The sequence below is a fragment of the Deltaproteobacteria bacterium genome (assembly GCA_022340465.1).
Classification (GTDB): Bacteria; Desulfobacterota; Desulfobacteria; order Desulfobacterales; family B30-G6; genus JAJDNW01.
This window is the reverse complement of the sequence record JAJDNW010000009.1, coordinates 1-24297: the sequence shown is the minus strand read 5'-3', so window position 1 is coordinate 24297 and position 24297 is coordinate 1. Positions and strand designations below refer to the sequence as shown.

General features: G+C 57.8%; 20 protein-coding genes and 1 pseudogene. 14 read left to right on the top strand and 7 right to left on the bottom strand.

Annotated features, from left to right (window positions below; all coding sequences use genetic code 11):
* The first annotated feature begins 6 nt into the window (after positions 1–6).
* From mtbB to LJE94_01540, 8 genes and pseudogenes are all read left to right on the top strand, one after another.
* Positions 7–1392, top strand: a pseudogene (gene mtbB, locus LJE94_01575) ([dimethylamine--corrinoid protein] Co-methyltransferase).
* 727 nt (positions 1393–2119) lie between these two features.
* Complete coding sequence (locus tag LJE94_01570; GenBank protein ID MCG6908795.1) at positions 2120–2971, top strand: pyrrolysine--tRNA(Pyl) ligase large subunit; 852 nt, start codon at positions 2120–2122, stop codon at positions 2969–2971.
* An 88-nt stretch (positions 2972–3059) separates the two neighbouring features.
* Positions 3060–4175 carry a methylornithine synthase PylB gene (gene pylB / locus LJE94_01565; protein MCG6908794.1) on the top strand — a complete coding sequence of 372 codons (1116 nt, stop codon included), beginning with the start codon at positions 3060–3062 and terminating at the stop codon, positions 4173–4175.
* Positions 4169–5311, top strand: a complete 1143-nt coding sequence (gene pylC, locus LJE94_01560) for a 3-methylornithine--L-lysine ligase PylC (GenBank protein MCG6908793.1) — start codon at positions 4169–4171, stop codon at positions 5309–5311. Before pylB ends, pylC begins: the two co-directional genes overlap by 7 nt.
* A complete protein-coding gene (gene pylD / locus LJE94_01555; GenBank protein MCG6908792.1) occupies positions 5308–6174 on the top strand; it encodes a 3-methylornithyl-N6-L-lysine dehydrogenase PylD in 867 nt (288 codons plus the stop codon). Before pylC ends, pylD begins: the two co-directional genes overlap by 4 nt.
* A gap of 128 nt (positions 6175–6302) precedes the next feature.
* Positions 6303–6656, top strand: coding sequence for a hypothetical protein (locus LJE94_01550; GenBank protein ID MCG6908791.1), 354 nt, complete (start codon positions 6303–6305; stop codon positions 6654–6656).
* The gene (locus tag LJE94_01545) at positions 6653–7723 is read left to right on the top strand and encodes an autotransporter outer membrane beta-barrel domain-containing protein (protein ID MCG6908790.1); all 1071 of its coding nucleotides are present in this window, start codon (positions 6653–6655) and stop codon (positions 7721–7723) included. Before LJE94_01550 ends, LJE94_01545 begins: the two co-directional genes overlap by 4 nt.
* 137 nt (positions 7724–7860) lie before the next feature.
* The gene (locus LJE94_01540) at positions 7861–8616 is read left to right on the top strand and encodes a TerB family tellurite resistance protein (protein MCG6908789.1); all 756 of its coding nucleotides are present in this window, start codon (positions 7861–7863) and stop codon (positions 8614–8616) included.
* Positions 8617–8712: 96 nt separating this feature from the next.
* Here LJE94_01540 and mtaB read toward each other — a convergent pair whose 3' ends face one another.
* From mtaB to LJE94_01525, 3 genes are all read right to left on the bottom strand, one after another.
* Positions 8713–10080 (bottom strand): tRNA (N(6)-L-threonylcarbamoyladenosine(37)-C(2))-methylthiotransferase MtaB, encoded by a 1368-nt coding sequence (mtaB, locus tag LJE94_01535; GenBank protein ID MCG6908788.1) that lies wholly within the window; start codon positions 10078–10080, stop codon positions 8713–8715.
* Between the two features lie 141 nt (positions 10081–10221).
* Entirely contained in the window at positions 10222–11304 is a 1083-nt protein-coding gene (gene mnmA, locus LJE94_01530) for a tRNA 2-thiouridine(34) synthase MnmA (protein MCG6908787.1), read from the bottom strand.
* On the bottom strand, positions 11301–11729 hold the full coding sequence (locus tag LJE94_01525; GenBank protein MCG6908786.1) for a 4Fe-4S binding protein: 429 nt from the start codon (positions 11727–11729) through the stop codon (positions 11301–11303). The genes mnmA and LJE94_01525 overlap by 4 nt, the downstream gene beginning before the upstream one ends.
* Positions 11730–11904: 175 nt before the next feature.
* On the opposite strand from LJE94_01525, the gene LJE94_01520 reads away from it, so the two are divergent.
* Positions 11905–14055, top strand: a complete 2151-nt coding sequence (locus LJE94_01520) for an alpha/beta fold hydrolase (protein MCG6908785.1) — start codon at positions 11905–11907, stop codon at positions 14053–14055.
* A 102-nt stretch (positions 14056–14157) separates the two neighbouring features.
* Here LJE94_01520 and LJE94_01515 read toward each other — a convergent pair whose 3' ends face one another.
* On the bottom strand, positions 14158–14976 hold the full coding sequence (locus LJE94_01515) for an AAA family ATPase (protein ID MCG6908784.1): 819 nt from the start codon (positions 14974–14976) through the stop codon (positions 14158–14160).
* A gap of 127 nt (positions 14977–15103) precedes the next feature.
* Positions 15104–17188 (bottom strand): elongation factor G, encoded by a 2085-nt coding sequence (fusA, locus tag LJE94_01510; protein ID MCG6908783.1) that lies wholly within the window; start codon positions 17186–17188, stop codon positions 15104–15106.
* Positions 17189–17919: 731 nt separating this feature from the next.
* On the opposite strand from fusA, the gene LJE94_01505 reads away from it, so the two are divergent.
* From LJE94_01505 to rsmG, 4 genes are all read left to right on the top strand, one after another.
* Entirely contained in the window at positions 17920–18606 is a 687-nt protein-coding gene (locus LJE94_01505; protein MCG6908782.1) for an AzlC family ABC transporter permease, read from the top strand.
* Positions 18607–18611: 5 nt separating this feature from the next.
* The gene (locus LJE94_01500) at positions 18612–18926 is read left to right on the top strand and encodes an AzlD domain-containing protein (protein MCG6908781.1); all 315 of its coding nucleotides are present in this window, start codon (positions 18612–18614) and stop codon (positions 18924–18926) included.
* Positions 18927–19036: 110 nt separating this feature from the next.
* Complete coding sequence (locus LJE94_01495) at positions 19037–20914, top strand: GNAT family N-acetyltransferase (GenBank protein MCG6908780.1); 1878 nt, start codon at positions 19037–19039, stop codon at positions 20912–20914.
* A gap of 18 nt (positions 20915–20932) precedes the next feature.
* Complete coding sequence (gene rsmG / locus LJE94_01490; GenBank protein ID MCG6908779.1) at positions 20933–21667, top strand: 16S rRNA (guanine(527)-N(7))-methyltransferase RsmG; 735 nt, start codon at positions 20933–20935, stop codon at positions 21665–21667.
* Positions 21668–21954: 287 nt separating this feature from the next.
* Here rsmG and LJE94_01485 read toward each other — a convergent pair whose 3' ends face one another.
* Complete coding sequence (locus tag LJE94_01485; GenBank protein ID MCG6908778.1) at positions 21955–22554, bottom strand: HD domain-containing protein; 600 nt, start codon at positions 22552–22554, stop codon at positions 21955–21957.
* 61 nt (positions 22555–22615) lie between these two features.
* On the opposite strand from LJE94_01485, the gene LJE94_01480 reads away from it, so the two are divergent.
* Positions 22616–23518, top strand: a complete 903-nt coding sequence (locus LJE94_01480; GenBank protein ID MCG6908777.1) for an MBL fold metallo-hydrolase — start codon at positions 22616–22618, stop codon at positions 23516–23518.
* Here the strand turns inward: LJE94_01480 and LJE94_01475 are convergent.
* On the bottom strand, positions 23488–24297 hold an 810-nt coding region (locus tag LJE94_01475; GenBank protein ID MCG6908776.1), incomplete at its 5' end, for a HesA/MoeB/ThiF family protein. The two genes, LJE94_01480 and LJE94_01475, sit on opposite strands and share 31 nt — an antisense overlap.

Below are 24297 nucleotides of genomic sequence, written 5' to 3'. Positions count from 1 at the left end.
GAAGCCATGAGCAAGGTAGTCACCCGCTACGGCGATGGAACCCCCGTGGAGATGTCGGCCGACGATATCAGACGCGACCTGGAGGAGGGTACGGAGGATGCCGCCGACCGTGGCAACATCCCGGCCCTGACCAGTGAAGAGCTGGACCATCTTTTCGACATCTTCAGTTCGCCGCACCGTTTTATCGGCGTCGAACCCGGCCGGGAAGTGGTGCTTTCCTATGACGGGTCGCCCATCAAGATGCTGCGCGCCCAGGTGAATGTAGACCGGCTGCAGTGCCTCCAGATTTATGAAAAGCTCCTGGGGGCGGATACGCTGGAGATGGGGCATATGGACTACAGCTTCAAGCCCATCAAGCCCATCGTCACGTACGAACAGCCGCTGATGGAACAGGTGCTGTCGGTGACCACCGCGCCTGTTTTTTACGGCGCCATGCCCAACCTCGGGTTGTACAGTCAGCCCGACGGCCCTTTTCCCAACCCCTCGGAACTCATTCCCGAGGGCAAAATAGAAGCGGCCATGCAATCGTACGAGGCCGCCGTGGAAGATGCGGTCAGGGACATCGTTTATGTGTCCGGCGCCATGCACGAAGCCGGGGCCGACGCCGTCATTCTGGACACGGTGGGTGCTGCCGGCGATGCCGATTTTTTGGCCGGCCTGAAGGCCACGGCCATTCTGAAGGAAAAATACCCCGGCATCTGCGTGGAACTGGGGATGGCCGGAGAATTCGTGCTCGGCATGCACGGCGGATTGACCTGGGAGGGCGAGCGTCTGGCAGGCCTCTATGCCCACCAGCAGGTAAAGCTGGCGCAAAAGGCCGGTGTCACCATTTTCGGACCGGTCTGCAACACCAACACCAGCGAATCGACCCCCTGGAACATGGCCAGGGCGATCACTTTCATGAAGGCCTGTTGCGAGGCTGCCGACATACCGGTGCACGTCAACATGGGAATGGGGGTCGGCGGTATGACGGTGAACGACCATCCGCCCCTGGACGTGGCCTCGCGTGCCTCCAAGGCCATGGTGGAGATCTGCCGGCTGGACGGATTGTAGGTTGGCGTCGGCGACCCCATGGGGATGGCGGTCACCCACGCGATCGCCTCGGGAATGGGCGGAATGAGGGCTGCCGGAGATCTGGTGGCCCGCATGCAAATTTCCCGCGGTATGAAAATAGATGCGGCCAAAGCGTACGTTGCCGAAAAACTGAAGGTGTCCGTTTCCGACCTGACCGATCCGATCATTATGACGGAGGTTCGCGAGGACCTCAAGCTGGGCCTGCTGCACCCGCACGCCGGCACCCCGAAATGCATGGAAGCCAAATTCAACATGGCCGAACTTCTGGGCATCGATATCAACTGCGTCAACCGCTTCAAGGAGGCGGTTTCGCTTTAGTATGCCAACCACAAAGGCAAGAGAAAGGGTGTTGATCATTGCGGCGGATAGCGCTACTATACAACTGTATGAAATTAGCGGCGGCCTGTCTCGGCGTAGCTCGAAGAGCGAAGATGGAAGCCGCGTTACATCATGATTGCGGGGGGTGGATCGCCATGTGATCATGCGGGCTCTAAACCCGCACAGCCGGGTGCAACTCCCGGACTCCCCGCCATTCGGTCGCCTGTTGAAAGCCTGGTTCTTTGAGCCAGTTCAAAGATATTTGGTTGTGCTGGTAGCAGGGGTAATGAAATTCCAAGCACAAAATCAGAAATCCCATATGCGAGTATACGGGTTACTTGGGTCAGAGGGTTTATTGGGTTACTTGGGTTAGCGTGTCAGCAAACGAACTCAATGAACTCAACAAACACAATGAACAACACCCTTCCAGGGTGAAATCAGCGGCGGGTCCTATGGGTCCGGGCATTTACTACAGTCGGGGGGGCCGTCATCCCCCGCGAAGGCGGGGATCCAGAGCGATTGGCTATATGCCCTGGATAGCGCTGACGCTTCACTTCGTGTCCCGCCCCCGGCCCAACACCGTACCGGGGCGGGCACGCGGGAATGACGAGAGTTCCAAGCTAAAACGCCCCGACCTTTCATTTAATTAAATCCCAAATTGGAGGTTTCAAATGGTAAGACTTGAGACGCTTAATTTGGGTTAAACAGAGTCAGGAAATTCATCACGTTGGCTTCCGACAGGCAACATAGCTGGACGGCGGTTCAGGCAAACCGGCTCAAGGAGCTTGGCGCCGGAAGCAGGGAACTCGATGCCCGCTTCGACCAGGCAGGCGAGCGCGACCAGGCTTTTCAGAAACTGGTAAAGCGGCTGGTAAAATCCCATCGGGCCCGGTTGGAGCATCTGAGAACGAAAAAGTTCAGACCCGGCATCTGTGAGCTGGAGAGCCGTCTGGTGGAGGCAATGGTCGCTCAGGGATTCGTACAGGTGACAACGCCGATCATCATGTCCCGCGGTCTTCTGGCGAGGATGACGGTGGACGAAAATCACGACCTCGGCTCACAGGTCTATTGGCTGGACAAGTCCAAATGCCTGCGTCCGATGCTGGCCCCGCACCTCTATTTCGTGCTGAAAGACCTGTTGCGCCTCTGGGAGCGGCCCGTGAGAATTTTCGAGGTAGGGCCCTGTTTTCGCAAGGAATCGCAGGGAGCGCGGCATGCCAGTGAATTCACCATGCTGAACCTGGTCGAAATGGGTATGCCCGCGACGGAAAGACAGGCACGGTTGAAGCAGCTGGCCGCCGTCATCATGAAGGCCGCCGGGATAGACGGCTATGCCTTTGAATCGGAAACCTCGGATGTGTACGGTGAAACCCTTGACGTGGTTGCCGGTGACGGCGTCGAGGTGGGTTCCGGTGCCATGGGGCCGCATGCGTTGGATGAGGCCTGGCGAATATCCGAAAACTGGGTCGGCATCGGATTCGGCCTCGAACGGCTGCTCATGGTCGTCGAAGGCAGCCGCAACCTGGGAAGCGTGGGAAGAAGCATCACCTGTCTCGACGGGGTGCGCCTCAATATATGACGGCCTGCCCCGAAATTACGCAGGGGTGAAATTCCGTTCTGAGTGCATGTGGCTTCAGACGGCGCCCCATGGGTTCAACTTGGAAATAATGACTGCACCAGAGACACATAGGCGGCTGGCCGCTGTCCTGCAATCTGCGGAAAAGGGCGAGGGCCTGGGCGGGGAAGAGATCCGTTTCTTGACGGGCTTGAGGGACAGGGAGCACCTCGAGGCCCTGTTCGCCTCCGCACGCCGATTGCGCGCCCGTTATTTCGGGGAGAAAATATTTCTTTACGGCTTCCTGTACATCAGCACCTATTGCCGCAACAACTGCAATTTCTGCTACTACCGGAAATCGAACCGGGAATGTGTTCGTTACCGCAAGGATGCGGGAGAGATCGTCTCCGCCGCCCGTGCATTGTCACAGACCGGCGTGCACCTCATCGACCTGACCATGGGCGAAGACCCCGAAATTTTAAACAGCGGCAAAGGCGGCTACGACTGGCTGGCCGATGTCGTGCGTTCTGTAAGGGATGAAACCGGTCTGCCGGTCATGGTCTCCCCGGGCGTGGTCCCGGAGGATGTGCTGCACATGCTCGCCGAAGCCGGTGCAACCTGGTATGCCTGCTATCAGGAAACCCACAGCCGCGAACTCTTCAAACGCCTGAGACCGGGGCAGAGCTACGATGAGCGCTGGAACGGCAAGGCGGCGGCACATGCCCTGGGGATGCTGATTGAAGAAGGATTGCTCGGGGGGGTCGGTGAATCGGGCAATGATCTCGCCGATTCCATGGAAGCCATGCACCGGCTGGAGGCCGACCAGATTCGGATCATGAATTTCGTGCCCCAGTGCGGCACCCCCATGGCAGGCAGAGCGCAATCCAGCCGTTTGCGCGAGCTTGTGGCGGCCGCCGTCATGCGGCTTGTGTTTCCGGACCGGCTCATCCCGGCATCGCTGGATGTGGACGGTCTGGCCGGGCTCGGAGAAAGGCTCGATTCCGGCGTCAACGTCATTACGTCGCTGGTTCCACCGGGAAAGGGACTCGCGGGTGTGGCCCAGAGTTCTCTGGACATCGAGGAGGGCAACCGGTCCGCGGGGCGTGTGAAGCGCATTCTCTCGGAAAACGGGATGCGCGCGGCGACACTGGAAGAGTACACGGCCTGGATAGAGCAGCGCCGTTCGGTTGTCATGGCAGACCGTTCTCCCAGGTGGTCTGCATGCTAGTTGCCGTTGCCGGCGGAAACCTGCAGGGTGTCGAAGTCGCCTACCTGGCCCGCAAAGCAGGGTGGGAGGTGCTGGTGCTGGACCGCCGTGCGGATGCTCCGGCTTCAGGGTTGTGCGACCGGTTCGTTCAATTGGATTTGAGGCGGGAGACGGCACTGCGGGCGCTGCTGAACGGTGTCGACCTTCTGATTCCGGCCCTGGAAAACGACGCCGGCCTCGCAGCGCTCGAACGCTGTGCCCGGCGTGCAGGCATCCCCTTGGCCTTCGATATGCAGGCCTACGCCATTTCCTCGTCCAAAATAAAATCGGACAACCTGTTTGCGTCATCCGGAATTCCCGCCCCCGCCGCGTGGCCGGATTGCACCCTGCCGGTTATCGTCAAACCAAGCCGTGCCAGCGGGAGTTCGGGCGTACGGATCTTCAGCGACCACGAAGCATTGGACGCCTTCCTCGGGGGGACGGAGGGAGAGTGGGTGGCGCAGGCCTTTGTCGACGGACCGACCCATTCATTGGAAGTTGCCGGGGGGCCCGGAAATTACCGTGCCTTTCAGATAACCGACCTGTTCATGGATGACATTTTCGACTGCCGGGCCGTGAGCGCGCCCAGCCGGCTGCCGGCAGATATGGCCTCCCGGTTCCAAGCGCTTTCCCTTGACATTGCACGTCTCGTCGGCCTCAGGGGCCTGATGGACATCGAGGTGGTCCAGGACCACGGGGAATTGAGGGTCCTGGAAATCGATGCGCGTTTTCCGAGCCAGACGCCGACGGCCGTTTATCACTCGACCGGGTGTAACCTGCTGGAAGCGCTGGCCGCTCTATTTCTCGACGACACGGTTTCCGGCGAGCTGCCCGGGGGCGATCATCGAGGGGTCGTCTACGAACACATCCGCGTGTCCGGAAACACGCTTGCGTTCGCCGGTGAACATGTTATGACCCATGCGGGCCCCCTGCACGTGGAAAAAGGATTTTATGGCGCCGACGAAGCGCTTACCAACCGGCGGACGGGTGGGGACAATTGGGTGGCGACCCTTATCGTTACCGGAAAAAACCGTCGGAAGGCCGTCGAGAGGCGCAACTGCGTGTTGGCAGCGATCCGGCACAGCCTCGGCCTAACGGGGAGGTCAGCACCCATATGACCAGGCTCAACAGTGGAGATTTGCGGGGAATTCCCGGCCAGTTGGAGGTCTATGACGATGCGCTGAGGCGCATGACGGGAACGGATTTGGCGGGCCTGGCCTGCCGGGCATACGCCGTTGATGAAAAGAGGTTCGGGGAAGCAGCCCGCCGCACAACGGTGGGGGTTATCCCCGTCACCTGGGGATTGGGCGTTATCGAAGGATTTTCCGAGACGGTCGCGCGGATCGTCGCCCATGTGGGATTCAGGGCTTTCGTCACCCGGGCATCGGATGTCGCCGGGATGTGCGAGGCGGCGGAACGGCGCGCGCAGATCATCCTGCTTTCCGATGACGCTTGTTTTGCCGCGATCAACCAGAAAGCGGGCCGGACTGTCGACAATTCGGCGGCAACCGGCAGGGTGTTCGCCACCGGCCTGGACCTGATGGCAGGCGGAATCGGGGGTAAGCGTGTGCTGGTGATCGGCTGCGGGCCGGTGGGGCGGTGGGCGGCATCGACCCTGCTGGACCTGGGGGCCGATCTGACGGTAGTGGATTTGGATTCGCTGAAAGCGCGGAATTTCTCCCTGGAAGCCGGGCGTACCCATCGGGACCGGATCCGGGTTGCGGAGGACCTGGATGCGGCGCTGTATCGCCATGATTACATTTTGGATGCTTCGCCGGCCGGAGGGTTCATTTCAGAGAAGCACGTGGCGGGCGGCACCTTGATTGCAGCCCCGGGCGTGCCGCTCGGGCTGGATGACGGCGCGTTGGCGGCGGCCGCCGGCAGGTTGCTGCACGATCCGCTTCAGCTGGGCGTGGCGGCCATGGCCGTGGGGTCGGCGGCTCTGAGCTACAAAGAGGGACTGGCGGGTTCGCAGGATTAATGGGTTATTTGGATTTATGGGGCTAACGGGTATACCTCAACAAACTCAATAAACCCAACAAACGCGATGAACAAAATGACTGTGATTGACATTCGACACCGGCGTTGCCGGGTTGGGATTATGCGGCGGTGAACAAGAAAACAAAGACTCCGCGGAAACGGTTCTACCGCAAGCGTGTGGAGTTGTTTCTGCTGATCGACAAGATCAAGCTGTGGCCTTCCCGCAAGGGCGTGCTGCACGGTATCCGCGCCATCGAGAAGACGGGCCGCCAGGCCCGGATTACCACCCATTGCAACCGCACGTTTGTGGTCAACGATTCCAGAAACAGCCGCGCGGCAAGATGGCTCAGGAACAAGTGGTTCAAAAGCGTGTGCGGCGCGTGCCGGGTTCCGGAGTGGAAGTTGGAGAAGTATTCCGCCACCATGTTCCGCAGACACCATGGCTCCACCCTTGCAGAAAGAAAGGATGAAAACGGCGGATGAAGCGTCTGCGGTGCCGTACAAATCAGTTGGTGATAATCGTTGCCGGGTGCCTGGCACTGACCTTCACGGCGCCCACCGGAATGGCGCGGGCAGCGGTTCTTCCGGTGGAAACAGGAGCCGGGAGCGGTGAACAGGCCTCTGCGCAACCTGACTCCCCGCCGGAGGAGACAGCACCTAAACGCACCCCTCCCTGGGCGGAAACCGGGATCGATATCGGGTTTCACCTCAGGAGGGACGCACTGGATTGGAACATTGCCGGCCAGAAAGACGGTACCAATCCGAATGTTCTTTCCGAATTGACCTGGGATGACCTGGTTGTCTACGAACTCAGCCTGGGATTTTCAACCCTGATAAAAAAGCGCATCCGTTTCAAGGGATATCTCAACTACGGAAGGATCGTGGACGGTGAGAATCAGGATTCGGACTATCAGGCCGACGATCGTAGGGAAGAATTTTCCAGGTCCAACAACGATGCCGGAGACGGGAGTACCTTCGATGTTTCCCTGGGTGCGGGGTATGCCCTGCAGCTGGGGACGGAGGTCATCACGTTCATACCGATGGCCGGCCTATCCCTGCACCGGCAGAATCTCACCATGACGGACGGCTACCAGACGATCACCTGGGACCAGGGGCCGTCTCTGGGTCCGTTTTCCGGTTTGGACAGCAGCTATGAAGCCCAGTGGTGGGGCCCCTGGATCGGTCTGGATGTAACCCTGGATATTGATACCGGCTGGAAAGCGCTGCCTCAAGTGTTTCCCCACGCCGGGGTCGAGTACCACTGGGCCGAGTACTACGCCCAGGCCGATTGGAACCTGAGGGATGATTTCGAGCATCCAAAAAGCTTCGAGCATGATGCCCGGGGTACGGGTGTGCGGATGATGGTGGGCATCGGTACCCAATTCAACGAAAACTGGTCCATGGAATTCGGCTATGCGCAACAGCGTTGGTCGGCCACCGATGGCATCGACCGGGTGTTTTTCAGTGACGGCACCCGGGCGGAGACGCGTTTGAACGAAGTCAACTGGAAATCGCACAGCTTGAGCATCGCGGTCAGGTATCGATTTTGAGAGCATGCGCGCCATCGGGATGGTGTGCGTGGCTGCGGCTCGAGGTTGCGCTTGACTCGACAGGCGATAGAGCATAACTTCATCGGTTCGGAAGCAAGGGAAACGGTTTCAGACGACCGCTGTGAGGGGGGTTGAAAATGGGTTGGTTGGGTAAGGTCATTGGGGGGACGATCGGGTTCGCCATGGGAGGGCCCCTGGGAGCCATCGCCGGTGCCGTTTTCGGACATGCATTCGACAGCAGCGGCGAAGGGTATGTGCGGCCCGCCGGCAGGACGCTCTCCGCTGGGGAGGAGACCCAGATGGCATTTTTCCTGGGTGCGTTCTCCATGCTGGCCAAGCTCGCCCAGGTCGACGGAAACGTCAGCAGGGAAGAGACAGCTTCCATCGAGCGTTTTATGGTGCAGGATCTGCAATTGAACCCCCAAAGCCGTGAAGTGGCGATCACCATATTCAACACGGCGCTCCAGTCACCCGGTTCCTTCGAGTCCTTTGCAAGACAGTTTTATGACCGGTTTCGTTTTCAGCCCCAGCTTCTGGACCTGATGATCGACATCATGATGCGCGTTTCTCTGGCGGACGGCGTACTGAGCGCCGGTGAAGAAGACCTGATCCATGCGGCGGTGCGGATTTTCAATCTCAGCGAATCGCAGTACGGCGCCATCCGTTCACGCTATGTCAGCGATGTGGAGAAATATTACGCCATCCTCGGGTGCAGCCGGAGTGACTCCGAAGAAAAGATCAAGCGGCAATACCGCAAACTCGTCCAGGAATATCACCCGGACAAGATTGCTTCCAAGGGGCTCCCGGAAGAGTTCACCCGGCTGGCCGAGGAGAAGTTTCGTGAAATTCAGGAAGCGTATGATACGGTCAAAAAGGAAAGGGGCATAAAATAGCCCTTACGTACTGATATCAGGGTAGGTCAGGGCTTTAGCCATGCAAGTATTTGGGGTTGGGGCATTTGACGGCGAAGCGAATTGCCATGCCTGTGATCAGGCTATCCGGTTGCCCAAAAGCGCCTGATCCCCGTACAACTTTTCAATGCGCACCGCCTGGATGCTGTTCATGAGCCCGTCATCCCCGTCGATCAGCACCCTGCTGTAATTGGCCGTGAGGCCTCTGAGAAGGCCCGAACGCCGGTCCCGGCGGTTCTCGATCAGTATCCGGTCCGAATTGCCCACCTGGCCTTCCAGAAACTGTCTTTTTTTGCGCATTCCCAGTTCCCGGACGATGCGACAACGATCTTTGATGACCTTTTCCGGAACCCTCCCGGAAAAACGGGCTGCCGGAGTGCCTTCTCGGGGCGAGAAGGGGAAAACGTGCAGATAGGTCAGGGGCAGCTCCCGGATCAGGGCGCACGTGTTTTCAAAGGCGCTCTCGGTTTCGCCGGGAAACCCGATGAGAACGTCCGTGCCGATGCCTGCGTCCGGCAGGGATTTTTTTATGGTGAGCACCCGTTCGATGAAGTCATCTCGCCTGTATGGGCGGTTCATTTTTTTCAGAACGGCGTCGTCTCCGCTTTGCAGGGGCAGGTGGAAATGCCTGCAGAGCTCGCCTCCACGACCGCCACCCGATTCGGCCGCCAGTTCGAGGATTTCTGCTGACAGCTCCAGGGGTTCGATGGAGCTCAATCGTAAGCGGTCGATCCGTGCTTCCTTCGTGACGACTTTCAACAATTCGAGCAGGCTTGTGGGCGGGTCGAGATCCAGGCCATAGCGGCCCAGGTGAATGCCCGTAAGCACCGTTTCGTGATAACCGGCGGCCGCCATGCCCTGCAAGACCGACATCACTTCCCCGGGAGCCATGCTCCTGCTCTTGCCGCGCGCGTGCGGAACGATACAGTAGGTACAGAAGGATTCGCACCCGTCCTGGATTTTGAGAAACGGTCGCGTTCTTCCGGTGGCAGGCAAGAGGGGCGCCGTCGAAGGTTTTTCCAGGGGATCAGGAAGCGTTCCGGCATTCCCTTCCGGATTCAACAGTGAGGCGACGAGGGCCGGGATCTGCTGTTTTTCGTCATGCCCGACAACGTGCTCCACGCCTTCGATTTTCAGGAGTGCGCCCGGTTCGGTCTGGGCATAGCACCCGGTGACGATGATCAGGGCGCCGGGATGCCTGCGCGCCGCACGCCGGATGGCCTGCCTGGATTGCATGGAGGCCTTTTGAGTGACGGTGCAGGTGTTGATGATGCAGGCGTCAACAAGGGCCTTGTCGCCGGACAGGGCAGGGTCGACGCAGGTGTACCCGGCATGCACCAGTGCTTTGACGATCTCTTCGGATTCGTATTGATTGACCTTGCAGCCCAGCGTCGTGACGGTGAAACGTTTCCGGGTGGGTGGCATATCGGATAATAAATCGCTCATTTGCTTTTTTCTGTTTTTTCCGGGGGACGCGTACGTTTGCATCCATCCCCGCCGGATGCTTTGAAATTGTCTTGCGCCTGATGCCTTGGGTCGCGCCATACGTTTTACGTTTAACATTGCACGATTCACGACATAAGGGGCCTAAACGATCCAACCCCCCCCCAGCACCTCATCGCCGTCGTAGAAGACAGCCCCCTGACCGGGGGTAACGGCCGACTGCGGTTCGAGAAAACGAAGGGTGGCCCGATCGTCGGCATCCGGAGAAAGGTGTGCCGGCGCTCCCGCGTGCCGGTAACGCAACCGGGCCCACACGCGTCGCTGGCGGTCGGGCTTTGTCCGGATCCAGTTGATCTTTTCCACACGGCAGGTGTCGGTCATTGTGTCTTTCTTGAACCCGACGGTCAGGCAGTTGCTCCGGGCATCGATGCCGATGACGTAGTAGGGTTCGCCGGCCGGGCAGTTGATGCCTCTTCGCTGGCCGATCGTGAACCGGTGCAGACCGGGGTGGCGGCCGATGATGTTGCCCCGGACATCCTTTATGGGGCCGGATTTGGCTTGGAATCCGGGCTGTCGTTCGAGGAATTCACCGTACCGGCCCTTGTGGCTAAAGCAGATGTCCTGGCTTTCCCCGGGATTCAGGGGCGCGAGGCCGTTTTCGCGGGCCATGTGGACGGTCGCTTTTTTGGCCATCGCTCCCAGGGGGAAAACGGCCCCGAGCAGCTGTTCCTGGGTAAGCCTTGCCAGGAAATAGGACTGATCCTTTTCCCTGTCGTTTCCCTGCAGCAGTTTGGCAAGACCCAGCCGGTCCCGCATGGTGCGCGCGTAGTGGCCGGTGGCCAGCTTTTGCGCTCCCAACGTGCGCGCAAACTCGAAGGCCAGGCCGAATTTGATTTTCGGATTGCAGGTCAGGCACGGGTTGGGGGTTTTGCCCTGCGCATAGGTGCGGGTAAAATATGCGACCACTTCGGATTTGAAGGCCTGGCGGCAATCCAGGACTTCGACGGGGATTTCCAGCTGATCCGAAAGAACCCGCGCCCTGCGGGCGGCCGCCAAGGGGCCGTCTGAAGGGGCATCGGCGGCGGCCGGAGATCCCAGCGGCGCTTGCTGCGTTTCAAAACCGGTGAAAAAGTGGATGCCGACGACCGCACGCCCCTGTCGTTTCAACAAGTGGGCCGCGACCAGGGAATCGACACCCCCGCTCAGTAGAATGGCCGTTGTCGTCATTCGAAAAAGGTCGTTTTGATCGGACGGATCTCCATCGCCCTCGTGGGGCAGGCGGGGACGCAGAGTTCACAGATGCTGCATTTTTTCTGGTCGAATTCAACGGTCATTTCAGGCCGGGAAACGGAAAGCGCGCCCGTCGGGCAGACAGCCGTGCAGGCCCCGCAGTGGGTGCATCGGCCCTGGATCCTTTTTACTTCCTGGGATGCGTTTTGAACCTTGACGCCCGTGCTTTTGAGGTAGGCGACGCCGTCTTTGAAGTTTTTCCTGGTGCCGGTTAATTCGAGAACCATGATGCCCTCTTTCCTTGGCAAAATGGCGGCGTTCAGTATGTTGAAGGTCAAGTCGTAGTCCTTGACCAGATGGCAGACGATGGGTTTACCCGATACCCGTTGTGAGAAACGCAGGATCAATATTTTGGAATACACGGTCCCCTCCGAAAATAGCTTTATTTTTTTTTATCACCGTATTAATTAATGGTTTATCCTTTCGATGTCAACGGTGATGTCATCGGTTGCTCACCGGGTGTCGACGTTACCGGGAACGCACTGCAAAGGAATTCCGGTTTCTTTTACCGTACGCTGTATCGCATCGGGACAGGAAATGAATCGATTCGCCTACCGCACGACCGGTCTTGCCATCAAAGCCCTCGAGAATATTTCCAGGGCAAACGTCAGGCTGCATGACGCCGAAAAGGTTCCCGACCACAACAACATTTTCGTTATCAATCATTTCACCAGAATCGAAACCCTGCTGATGCCCAGCCATCTATTCAAGCTTACCCAGGTGCCGATCTGGTCGCTGGCCGCACCTGAATTGTTCAAGGGTGCACTCGCCGGAGTTCTGGACAACCTGGGGGCGGTTTCCACGAGAAGCCCCGACAGGGATTTGCTCGTGGTGCGCAGCCTTTTGTTGGGTGAGGCCATGTGGATCATCTTTCCGGAAGGGCGCATGGTCAAGAATAAAAAGATTGTCGAAAAGGGCCGCTACATGATCTCCTACGCCGGCGGCAAACACCCGCCGCACACCGGTGCCGCGACCCTGGCGCTGAGGACGGAATTTTACAGACAGCGCCTTTTGACACTGCTGGAGACATCGCCGGATGAAGCCGGGCGGCTGCTGAAGCGTTTCAAGATAGAAAGCTCGAAGCACATTTCCGAGAAGACCACCAGCATCGTGCCCGTCAACATTACCTACTACCCCATCAGGGCCAAAGAAAACGCTTTGAGCAATCTGGCTTCGAAGCTGGTGGAAAACCTGCCCGAAAGGGTCGTGGAAGAGTTCATGACCGAGGGGGCCATGCTGTTATCGGGCGTGGACATGGACATCCGTTTCGGAGATCCGATCGATGTCCGTGATTTTCTGAAGCCGGGTGCCATCCGCTCCGACATCGAGGCGGACAGGAAGATTAATTTCGACGACATCCTTCCTTCCCGGCGCTTGATGCGCAAAAAGGCGCTGAATATCATGCAGCAGTATATGGCCAGCATTTACAACATGACCACCGTCAATCCCGATCATGTTTTCGCCTCGATTCTGTTGAAGAGGCTCTTCAGCAGAATGAGCGTTGCGGATTTCAAAAGGAGGGCGTTTCTGGCGGTTTCGGCGGATCTCGAGCGCATGCAGATCTTCTGCCACGAGAGCCTGCAGCATGAACAGCAGCACCTGTTGATCGACGATCGTTACGGACGCTACCGGGATTTCATCGCCATGGCCCTTGAAAAGGGTTGTGTGGCCGAAAAAAACGGAATGCTGGTCAAGTCATCCAAAGTAGTTGATGTGTTCGATTTCCACATGGCCCGCGTCAACAATCCGGTTTCCGTCATTGCCAATGAAGTGGAACCGTTGGCGGCGTTTCAGAAGCACATCCGGCGCATCGCCCGGATGCCGGCTATTTTCGTCAGGCGCAACATCGTCGGTATGCTGATGAAAAGGGCGAAGGAGGAGTATGCGGAGGATTACCGGACCTATTACGTGGAGGGAGAGAGCAAGGGCCTCGAGGTCGGCATGCCTTACCTCGCCAGGGGGCGGGGGCGGGGGATGGGGGTGCTCCTGATCCACGGCTACATGGCCGCGCCCCTGGAGGTCAGGGAATTGGCCGTATATCTGCAGAAACTGGGCTACTGGGTGTATACCCCGAGGCTGAAAGGTCACGGGACCTCACCGGACGACCTCGCCCTGAGAAGTTATAGGGATTGGCTGGCATCGGTGGAAACCGGTTGTGCGATTATGAGCAATATCTGCCGGCGGGTCGTTGTGGGCGGATTTTCAACGGGAGCAGGTTTGGCCCTGCACCTGGCGGCCCGGGTGAAAGAGGCGGCGGGCGTGTTTGCCGTTTCCGCCCCCATGCGGCTGAACGATCTTTCAGCCCGATTTGCCCCGGCCCTGGACACCTGGAACCGCCTGATGGATAAATTCAGCGCAGGGGCTGCCAAAAAGGAGTTTGTCGAAAACAATCCGGAGAATCCCCATATCAATTATTTCCGCAACCCCATCGCCGGCGTCAGGGAACTCGAGCGATTGATGGAGGAACTGGAGACGCTGCTGCCCGATGTCACCATTCCGACGCTGGTGATTCAATCCGACAGCGACCCCGTGGTCAACCCCAAAGGAGCACGGCGGATTTTTAAAAAAGTGGGGGCCGAGGACAAGGAATTCATCCTTTTCAACATCGAGAGGCACGGCATCCTCCTCGGAGAGGGATCCGAAAGGGTTCACAAGCGGATCGGATCATTCATAGACCGCCTAAAATAGAATTCCCGGGCAAAACCCGGGAATTCGATCAAAGGCGGCTTGCCGTAAAATGCAAAGCATTTTACGTGCGTGAAGAGGCCCCGTGCATAAGTGCGGGGAGCTTCACTTTGATGTCTGATTAATCAGCATCGTGGCCGGGTCCAGCAGGAGCTCCGGGTATTCGTCGGCATTCCTGAAACCTTTCGAAACCTTGACGTGAACTTTCTTGCCATCCGGCTGAAGCTGAAGAATGACCCCGAAAAGGTCGTCGAGCTTGGAAAGGCGGGGCGGCATCCCCGTTGCGCCGAGCTGTTCGTGGCGGTGTGTCCTCACCGAAAACCAGATCCTGAGCCTGTTGCTGACGGCAAATGCCTTCAGCTGTCGCAACGGTTCGTGGGCGGCACTTTCGAACGGGAAGCCGTCGATGATGATCATCTGGGGATTGAAGATATTCTGCTCGGTGAGATCATGCAGGCGTTCCTCCAGCTTGGGTACGCTGAAGCCCTCCACCCTGAACGTCATGATGAAGCGTTTTGTCAGAATGGAATCCCACAGCTGGTTGGCATGGGGCAGGTTGTACTGCGCGGCCATGTTGCCGAACACTTCTTTGTGCCACAGGCTGACCTTGTCCACCGGGTCGTCCATGCTGACGTGCAGGACGTTTTTTCCCCGCAGGAGCGTGTCCAGGGCGATCTGCACCATCAGGGCGGTTTTCCCGACACCGGCCCGCGCCAGAACCGCTCCCATGCTGCCCTCGGGGAGGATGTACTGATCTTCCTGCCCTAGAAGCCTCAAGGGATTTCTTAGTATGAGATCTTGCTTGAGCATGTTGAAATTCCTTTCTCTAAGGTCGATGATCTCAGCCGGGCGCGAAGGGCTTTTTACGGCTGAGCCACCGGTCGTTTGCAGGTTGCGTGCCCCTGCGATGTCTGGTTTGGTCATGATAATCGTTTTTATACGCCATGCGTTGCGCGTTGAAAGGGGACCAGGCAATGTGATCCTCTTGTTATTCTTATTTCAAATGACGGCGACACAGCCGCGTTTCAGGAAAGCGCGGCCAGCGTTTTTGTCAGGCGACGTTTTTTTTCTCCTCCTGGGCCTTTTTCACCAACTCCTCGGCAATACTTTGCGGAACCTGTCGATAGGCGTTGAATTCCATGGTGAACTGGGCTTTTCCCTGGGTGCCCGACCTCAGAACCGTGGAGTAGCCGAACATCTCCGCCAGGGGTACCTGGGCCTCGATGACGCACATGGCCCCTTCGTCCTGGGAACCCAGAATGATGCCCCGGCGCTGATTCAGCGATCCCATGACGCTGCCCTGGAATTCCGTTGGAGACTCGACGACGACTTTCATGATCGGTTCGTGAATGACGGGCCGGGCCTGGGCGTAGGCTTCCAGAAAAGCACCTCGGGCGGCAGCCTGAAAGGCCATTTCCGACGAATCCACGGCATGGGATGCCCCGTCGTTGATGACGATTCGGACGCCGGTGACCGGCAGCTCCATTTTGGGCCCCTTTTCCAGGCAGTTTCGAAAGCCTTTTTCGCAGGCCGGGATAAACTGGGTCGGGATGGCTCCGCCGGTGACGCTGTTGACGAATTCGAACTCATCGGCATCGGCCGGTTCCATGTATCCGGCCACACGGCCGAACTGGCCCGCTCCACCGGTCTGTTTTTTATGGGTGTAATTGAAGGCTGCCTTGCGGGTGATGGTTTCGCGATAGGCGACTCTGGGCATCCCGGTTTCCACGTCGGCGTTGTATTCGCGTCGCATCCGTTCGATGTAGACTTCCAGGTGCAACTCTCCCATACCGGAGATGATGGTGTCGCCCGTCTCCTGGTTGACATAGGTCTTAAAGGTGGGATCCTCTTTGGTGAAGCGGTTGAGCGCCTTCGACATATTGTTTTGGGCCTTGTTGTCCTTGGGAACGATGGCCAGCGAAATAACGGGCTCCGGCACATACATGGACGTCATGCTGAGCCGGCTGTTGCGGTCGGTGAACGTGTCGCCGGACGCGCAGTCGATGCCGAAGAGCGCGCCGATGTAACCGGCGGGGATCGCATCGATTTCTTCCATTTGATCGGCGTGCATGCGAACGAGCCTGCCCACCTTGGCCTTTTTGCCCGTCCGGGCATTTACGATGGTATCGCCCTTGGCGATGGTGCCCTGATACACCCTGATATAGGTGAGTTGTCCGTACTGCCCGTCTTCCAACTTGAAGGCCAGGGCGACCGGGGGCTTGGCAGGATCCGAGTGCAGAACGACCGACGCTTCGTCCGCCTGCATGTCCAGGGCCTGGTTTTCCACTTCCGAGGGGCAGGGGAGAAGATCGGTGACGGCATCCAGAAGCGGCTGAACCCCTTTGTTTTTGTAGGCGGAGCCCATGAAAACAGGGGTGATTTCGCGCGTGAGCGTTCCGGCCCTGACGGCCTTGAGCAGCAGTTCAGTTGTGACCTCCCCCTCCAGAGCGGCTTCCATGAGATCGTCCGAAAACATAGATGCGGCGTCGATCAATGCCTCGCGCAGCCTTTCCGCCTCCTCGCGCATGGCGGCTGGAATTTCCGCGGTTCTCAGCGTCTCTCCGTTGGCACCCTCAAAATAGAGGGCCTGCATGGACACGAGGTCGACAACCCCCTCGAGGTCGGCCTCGAGCCCGATGGGCATCTGCATGGCCACGGCATTGTGTCCCAGCTTTTCCTTGAGCTGCTGGATAACACGGAACGGATTGGCGCCGCTGCGGTCGCACTTGTTGATAAAGGCGATGCAGGGGACCTTGTAGCGCTTCATCTGCAGATCCACGGTAATAGACTGGGACTGCACGCCGCCCACCGAACACAGCACCAGGATGGCGCCGTCAAGCACCCTCAGGGAGCGTTCGACCTCGATGGTGAAATCGACGTGGCCCGGGGTGTCGATGATATTGATCTGATGGTTCCGCCATTCACAGTAGGTGGCGGCCGAAGCGATGGTGATGCCGCGTTCCTTCTCGAGCTCCATCGAGTCCATGGTCGCACCGACGCCGTCCTTGCCCTTGACATCGTGAATGGCGTGGATCCTGTTGGTGTAAAACAAGATTCTTTCCGTAAGGGTCGTCTTTCCAGAGTCGATGTGAGCACTGATTCCGATGTTCCGAACCTGGTTCAGGTCTTTTTCCATGACAAATGTTCCTTAATTGATCGCTGCTGGTTTCCTGCGGGGGAAGTGCGGACGCGCACGTGCCGCCGTTCCCGCCGAACAAAACAAAACCACCCGGTGACAGAGAGGGTGGCCGTTGATAGCACACTTATATAGAGCTATATAGTTAGGAAATTATCAAATATAATTAAAGAAAAGCGATTTGTCAATAAAAATAGATACAATCCTTGTAATTCACTTTGTGTTGCATCGGAAAGTAGTGCTTTCGATTTGATATCCAATGTAATAACAAATCATTATATGCATTTTGCCATGTTGATCGTGCAACCATGCGGAAGCGCCTTCCGCCCCATTAAAGTGGCCGGCCGCCGTCGGGACACGTGGTGCCCGCCCGTGCCTTAAAACCTGATCTGAATGCCTGCCGAGGGAAATCTTCAATATCGCGTCAAGTTGTGCTATGGGATGGCACGTTGAATTGCTTTTAGGGGGACAATTCCCTTTCAAGATGTGTTTGGAAGCAGGTGACATCAGGACCTAAGTTGAGTGTTTCAAATTTTGGGAATGGTCAAAACAAACATATTTTCAATGGATTTTATCTGTTTTCATTCTTAAAAATTGAAACCCTCCGGGATTTCCGGGTTCACCGCACCTGCGGCGTCAAATGTCACCCCGGATAGGAGACTAAAGCGAAAAAACATTTTCCTTGCATCTGCGGCAAACCCGAAAATCGCTCAATTTAGGCAGGAGGAAACATGATCGAGGTAAAAGGAAAACTGACTCAGGGAGCCGCCGCCGCCTGGCCGATCTGCCTGGGGTACATGCCCATCGGCCTGGCTTTCGGCGTGCTGGCTCAGAAAGCGGGCCTGACGCCTTTGCAGGTCGGATTGATGTCGTTGTGCGTATTTGCCGGCAGTTCACAGTTCATCGCCGTGTCCATGCTTTCGGCGGGGGCTTCGCTGCTATCCATTGTCGCCACTACCTTCATGGTCAACCTGCGGCACCTGCTGATGAGTTCCTCCCTGGCGGCGCTTATGAAAGACAAGAGCCGGCTGAAGCTTTCTTTTTTCGCTTACGGGGTCACCGATGAAAGTTTTGCCGTCAACTATACCCGCCTGATTGCAGGCGACTGGGATCTGGACCGTGCGATGGTATTGAACCAGACTGCCAACCTGACCTGGTTGGTCAGCACGGTTGCCGGCGGATTTTTCGGTCATCTGATTCCGCCGCACGCATTCGGGATCGATTACGCCCTCACGGCCATGTTCATCTGTCTTCTTATTTTTCAACTCAAAGACTGGGTGACGATCCTGACGGCCGTCTTGGCCGGCCTGGTGGCGGTGGCGCTGGCGCTAGTCATTCCCGGTAATGCCTACATCGTCCTGGCCAGCATGCTGGCGGCAGGGTTCGGCGTGGCGATCAAGAGAGCAGGGGGACGGTGAGACCCATGGATTATGTCATCCTGATTGCCCTGATGGGTGCGGTAACCTACCTGCCACGCTGGATGCCGCTGTTTTTTCTCTCGCGCTACAATTTGCCCGGCCTGTTCGTGGAATGGCTGGAACTCATTCCGGCATCCATCCTGGCGGCGATTCTTCTGCCGGCCCTGATCGTAACCGGTGAACCGCGCAGTTTTGATCCATTCGGCCAGGAGTTGCTGGTGGCTTTGCCGACCTTTTTGTTCGCCCTGATGACGAGATCGCTGGGCGGTACGGTAGTCGTGGGGATGCTGCTGTACTGGCTGGCTGGCAAAATGTTCTAGCCTAGCTTGTGCCTCAACTGATCTTGGTTTATACTGTTTGGAATAAAATTTCTTGAACTGTCGGCAGCTGTTCTGAACAAGCGGACTGCCGGGAAAGGCGTGAGTGGACCATGAATTTAAAAGAATACTGTCCCGACAAACTGGCCAGCGCCGAAGACGCCGTCGCGATGATCAAACGCGGAAGCCGAGTTTTCATCGGCACGGGATGCGGGGAACCGCAACATCTGATCCGCTCGATGGTCAAGGACCCGAAGCTGCAGGACATCATGATCTATCAGATGCTGTCCATGACCCTGGCCGAGTTTGTCGACGACCCCGATTTCCTGCGCCGCTTTTCCCTGAAACTGTTTTTCATCAGCAGCCAGATGCGCAAGGCGGCGTTCGAGGGCAAGATAGACTACCTGCCCACCTATCTTTCCCAGATACCCAGACTGTTCTCGAGCCATCGCATTGGCCTGGACGTGGCCCTGGTGCAGGTGAGCCCCCCCGACAAGTTCGGCTATTGCAGTCTCGGCGTTTCCGTCGACATCACCCGCTCGGGTCTCGAGAACGCCGGAACGGTGATTGCCCAGGTAAATCCGAAAATGCCGCGAACCTGGGGAGACAGTTTCGTCCACGTGGACGAACTCGACTGTATTGTCTGGCATGAAGAACCGCTGGTGGAAGCCCTCCCCAGCGTGAAGGACGAAAAAATCGCCGTGCGCATCGCCTTTTTTGTCAATCAACTCGTCGACGACGGCGCCACGCTGCAGATCGGTTTCGGTCATCTGCCCTATGCCATTCTCAAGTATCTCGACGACAAGAAGGATCTCGGCATTCACACGCAGCTGATCACCGACGGTTTTCTGCCGCTTTTCGAGAAAAACGTGATCTCCAACAAGAAAAAAACCCTTCTGCCCGGCCGGGTGGTGGCCTCTCTGTGCATGGGATCCGATAAGATATACGACTACGTGAACAATAATCCCATGTTTTATTTCCGCTCCTCGGAGTTCGTCAACGACCCGACGGTCATCGCCCGCAACGACAATCTGGTTTCCATCAGCTCCGCCCTCGAGGTCGACCTTACCGGGCAGGTTTGCTCCGACTCCATGGGGTACATGTTTTACAGCGGCATCGGCGATCAGGTGGATTTCCTGCGGGGCAGCGCCATGTCCAAGGGGGGTTTTTCCATTATTGCCCTGCCGTCGACAGCCCAGAACGGCAAGGTTTCGCGCATCGTTCCCCACCTGAGTGAGGGCGCCGGCGTGGCCACCACCCGCGGGGATGTGAATTTCATCATCACCGAGTACGGCATCGCCGAGCTTCAGGGCAAGGGTATCTACCAGCGGGTGATGGAACTGGCCCAGATCGCCCACCCGAAATTCCGGGAGGACCTGATCGAATTCGCCAAAAAACGCCACTACATCTTTCAGGACCAGATGCCGCCGTCGAGTGAGGACCTCCTGTTTCTGGAGAGTTACAAACGCAACTTCACGCTGAAAAACGGTAAAACCGTCGAATTCCGCCCCCTGCTTCCCTCTGATGAGTTCGCTTATCGTAATTTTTTCTACAGCCTGCAGGAGAAAACCATTTACTTCCGTTTCTTTTATCGCATGCAGCTCTTTTCCCACGAGGTGGTGCAGAAGCAGTGGGCTTCGGTCGATTACCGCAAGAACATGTCCATCGTGGGGCTGGTGCAGAAGGGCGGCCACAAGGAGATCATGGCTATCGGTTCCTATGCCGACGACGGCGGCCGGGCGGAGGTCGCCTTTGTGGTCAGGGAGGATTTTCAGGGCCTGGGCACGGCCTCGTTTCTGCTTGATATGCTCGAAGGCATAGCAAGGGAGAACGATTACACCGGTTTTACCGCGACGGTGTTGCGGGAAAATGCGGCCATGCTGCATGTGTTCAAGAAACGCTACCCGCATGCCAGGATCGAGAGCTCGATTGGAGGCGATGTCGAGATCGTCATGGATTTCGATCCACCGGAAGAAAAGGCGGACGCGTAACATGCGCGGGGGGCCCTCTTGAAGCGCAGGATGAGCATCGGTTCTCCCGCCTGGATTTCCACGATTGTCGACGGTGCCGGTATGTTGGGCATGCGTCTGTCGGCGAAGCAGGCCGAGGAATTTGCCGTGCATGCCCGGGAGTTGGTGCACTGGAACCGCAAAGTCAACCTGACCGCCATCACCGATCCTTTTGACATGGCCGTCAAGCACTACCTGGATTCCATCATCGCCGTCCCGCTCATCGACGATCACATGACGGCCGACTCCGGCGCATCCCTGCTGGACGTGGGATCCGGCGCCGGATTTCCGGGAATACCGCTCAAAATCGTCAGGCCGTCATTGTCCGTTACGCTTTTGGAGGCCAGGCGTAAACGGGTCAACTATTTGAAACAGGCCATTCGTTCCCTGCAGATCGGGGGCATACATGTCCGACGGCAGCGTTTTGAAGATGTGCCGCAGGAGGAGCGGTTCGATCTGATCGTGTGCCGGGCCTTTGCCGATCTGGAGCCCTTTGTCCGGTCGGCACTGCCGATGCTGAACGGCAACGGAATGGTCGTGGCTTACAAGGGAAGGCACGACGGCAGGCTGGCGGCGGAAATCGAGGGGCTGCGCGCAATGGAGGGTCAAGGCGGCTCCGGATCGACAAAAGGAGGCGGATCACGAATTCGGGTCGCTGTGCGGCAATGCCGCCTGCCCTACATTCAAACCGAAAGAACCTTGGTGACGGTGAGGACGCTGAAATCACTTAATTGAGCCATCGGGGCGTTTTTTCCGTCATCCCTGCGAAGGCAGGGATCCAGAAAGCGATTAGCTATGTGCCCTGGATAGCGCTGACAGTTCACCGCGCGTCCTGCCCCCGGCCCAACACCATACCGGGGCAGGCACGCAGGAATGACGAGGGTAGTAGGCTAAAACGCCCCGACTGCTGGCTTAAATAGGATCCAGGGGCCGAGGATTCCAGGGGTCGAGTGAAAAGAGATGAGCTCATAGCTGACAGGTCATAGCTCATGGCACGCTATCAGCTATGCGCTTCTTTCCCCTCATTCCCGCATGTACCCCTTGGCCACGGCATCCTCGATCAACTGCGAGGCGTACTCCCAGAGGGTGGCGGAACCCTTCTCGATCGGCTGGTTGCGGGAAACGACCTGTTTTTTTTTAACGCCGTGTTCCTTCCAGGTGCCGCCGTCGGTGTGGTAATTGAGCAGGAGGGGCTCTAACCGGTCCATGGCGGCTGCGAATCGAGCCTCGGCGGTCTGACGCGATTCGAATTCATCCCAAAGGGATCGAAAATAAGCGGCCTGATCCGGGGGCAGCAGGTTGAAAATCCGGTCGGCCGCTTTTATTTCGCGCTCCAACTTGTCGACATTGCCTTTTTCATCGTAGCAGAAGGTGTCGCCGGCGTCGATTTCCACCAGGTCGTGCACCAGCAGCATGGTCACCACGTGCTTGAGATCGATGCCCTTTTTGTCGGCATGTTCAGAAAGCAGAACCGCCATCAGGGCAATGTGCCAGGAATGTTCGGCATCGTTTTCCTTGCGCGACCGGTCGGACAAAAGGCTTTGGCGTACGATTTTTTTCAGTTTGTCGATTTCGAGAATGAATTGAACCTGTTTTTTTAATCTGTCTTCAGTGGTTTGCATGGTCCAGGCAAAATAGTTGAAACATGAACGCGTGTCAAACAGAAATGAAAGGAGTCAATCGATGATCATCGACCAACCCGGAAAGGTTACGGAACGTATCACCCTGTTGGGGACCAAGGAAAGCTGTGTCTACCTGCTTGACGGAGGGGAATCGTACACGCTCTTGGGCGGCGGATTTACCTCTATCGCTCCGGCTGTCGAAGGGCAGCTGAAGGACCTGGAAATCGAACCCGAGCGCATTCATCAACTGGTGATTCTGCATTCCCATTTCGACCACTGCGGCATCGTGCCCTATTTCAAGAAAAAGTGGCCGTGGATCCGGGTTGTGGCTTCCGAAAGAGCCAAAAAGCTTCTGTCGACCCCCAAAGTGGCGGCCGGCATCGGGGCGTTGAACCGGCAGCGCCTCAAGGAAGTCCTGCCGGATGTTTCCGCCGGCGATCTGTGCCTCGACGGCTTCAACATAGGCGTCGACCGGGTGGTCGCCGACGGCGACATCCTCACATGCGGCCGCCTCGACCTGCAGGTTCTCGAAACCCCCGGGCATTCCACCTGCTCCCTGTCCCTCTATTTCCCCCTGGAAAAGGCGCTGTTCGCCTCGGATGCGGCCGGAATCCCGACCGGGGAGATGGTGTTCACCGCGGCCAACTCCAGTTTCGACGATTACCTGCGCAGCCTTGAAAGGATGTTCGCTTTAGAACCTGAAATCCTTTTGGCCGAACATCAGGGGTGCCGGACGGGTGAGGACTGCCGTAAGTTCATGGCCCTGTCCCGGGAGTCGGCCCTTCAAACGCGCGATCTTGTGGAAAGCACCTATGCGCGCACGGGCGACATAGAAAAGAGCACCGAGGAGATTACGGATAAATTCATGACGATGGTCCCCGGCGGCTGGATGTCGGCATGGGTAATGAAGCTGGTGGTGGGGAGCATGGTCTATCAGGTCAGCCGCAGGCGTTCAAAGGTGTAGTCCTCGAGGTCGACGATCAGCAGCCGGTTTCTCAAGGCGGAGTCTCTTTTTAAAATAATCTTGACCACCTCTGAACATTCCAGGGCCGCGATGGCGGTGACGGCAAATGGAAGGTTGCCGAGGCTCCTTTCGGCGCCTTTCAGGTCGGCGGCTTCGTGCGGGGGGCCGTAAATCAATTCCAGCCCGGGGTCTTGAGGAAAGACGGCCGTCACCTGACCCGCCTGCCCGCCTACGGCGGCCGATACCATGGGGATGCCGGCAGCCTGCGATGCGCTCTGAAGGGTAAAGCGCGCAGGGAGATTGTCCAGACAGTCGACAGTCAGGTCCGAGCCTCGAATGAGCTCGCCGGCATTGTCTTCCTCCAGGTTGCAGCAGTGGCAGGTGACGTGGGTTGTCGCGTTGACCGAGGCGATTCTCGCGGCCGCGGTCTGTGCCTTGGGCTTTCCCAGGGAAGTTTCGGTGCTGAAAAGTTGACGGTTGAGGTTGCTCTCTTCGAAACAGTCGCCGTCGATCAGATTCAGTGAACCGACGCCGATTCTGGCAAGCGTCTCGGCAACCGTCCCTCCGAGGCCGCCGGTCCCCACGACGGTGACCCGGGATTCGAGCAGCAGCTTCTGGTCTTCTGCGGAAAAGGACCGCATGTTGCGAGCGTAGCGTTCGGGGATGATGCGGCGACCCAAAGCGGCAATATCCACCTCTCTCGGGGCCAGGCCGCATTCCCGGGCCAGTTTTTGCGTGTCGGCTGCGGACAGGGCTTTATAGTGACCGCCGTCGGGATA

Bases quoted from the DNA above. Each gene is read 5' to 3' on its own strand.
- LJE94_01480 (MCG6908777.1), top strand. From the start codon at position 22,616: ATGATCATCGACCAACCCGGAAAGGTTACGGAACGTATCACCCTGTTG.
- LJE94_01515 (MCG6908784.1), bottom strand. From the start codon at position 14,976: ATGACCAAACCAGACATCGCAGGGGCACGCAACCTGCAAACGACCGGT.
- mnmA (MCG6908787.1), bottom strand. From the start codon at position 11,304: ATGACGACAACGGCCATTCTACTGAGCGGGGGTGTCGATTCCCTGGTC.
- LJE94_01520 (MCG6908785.1), top strand. From the start codon at position 11,905: ATGAATCGATTCGCCTACCGCACGACCGGTCTTGCCATCAAAGCCCTC.
- LJE94_01545 (MCG6908790.1), top strand. From the start codon at position 6,653: ATGAAGCGTCTGCGGTGCCGTACAAATCAGTTGGTGATAATCGTTGCC.
- mtaB (MCG6908788.1), bottom strand. From the start codon at position 10,080: ATGAGCGATTTATTATCCGATATGCCACCCACCCGGAAACGTTTCACC.
- LJE94_01540 (MCG6908789.1), top strand. From the start codon at position 7,861: ATGGGTTGGTTGGGTAAGGTCATTGGGGGGACGATCGGGTTCGCCATG.
- LJE94_01500 (MCG6908781.1), top strand. From the start codon at position 18,612: ATGGATTATGTCATCCTGATTGCCCTGATGGGTGCGGTAACCTACCTG.
- pylC (MCG6908793.1), top strand. From the start codon at position 4,169: ATGCTAGTTGCCGTTGCCGGCGGAAACCTGCAGGGTGTCGAAGTCGCC.
- LJE94_01485 (MCG6908778.1), bottom strand. From the start codon at position 22,554: ATGCAAACCACTGAAGACAGATTAAAAAAACAGGTTCAATTCATTCTC.
- pylD (MCG6908792.1), top strand. From the start codon at position 5,308: ATGACCAGGCTCAACAGTGGAGATTTGCGGGGAATTCCCGGCCAGTTG.
- LJE94_01505 (MCG6908782.1), top strand. From the start codon at position 17,920: ATGATCGAGGTAAAAGGAAAACTGACTCAGGGAGCCGCCGCCGCCTGG.
- fusA (MCG6908783.1), bottom strand. From the start codon at position 17,188: ATGGAAAAAGACCTGAACCAGGTTCGGAACATCGGAATCAGTGCTCAC.
- pylB (MCG6908794.1), top strand. From the start codon at position 3,060: ATGACTGCACCAGAGACACATAGGCGGCTGGCCGCTGTCCTGCAATCT.
- LJE94_01495 (MCG6908780.1), top strand. From the start codon at position 19,037: ATGAATTTAAAAGAATACTGTCCCGACAAACTGGCCAGCGCCGAAGAC.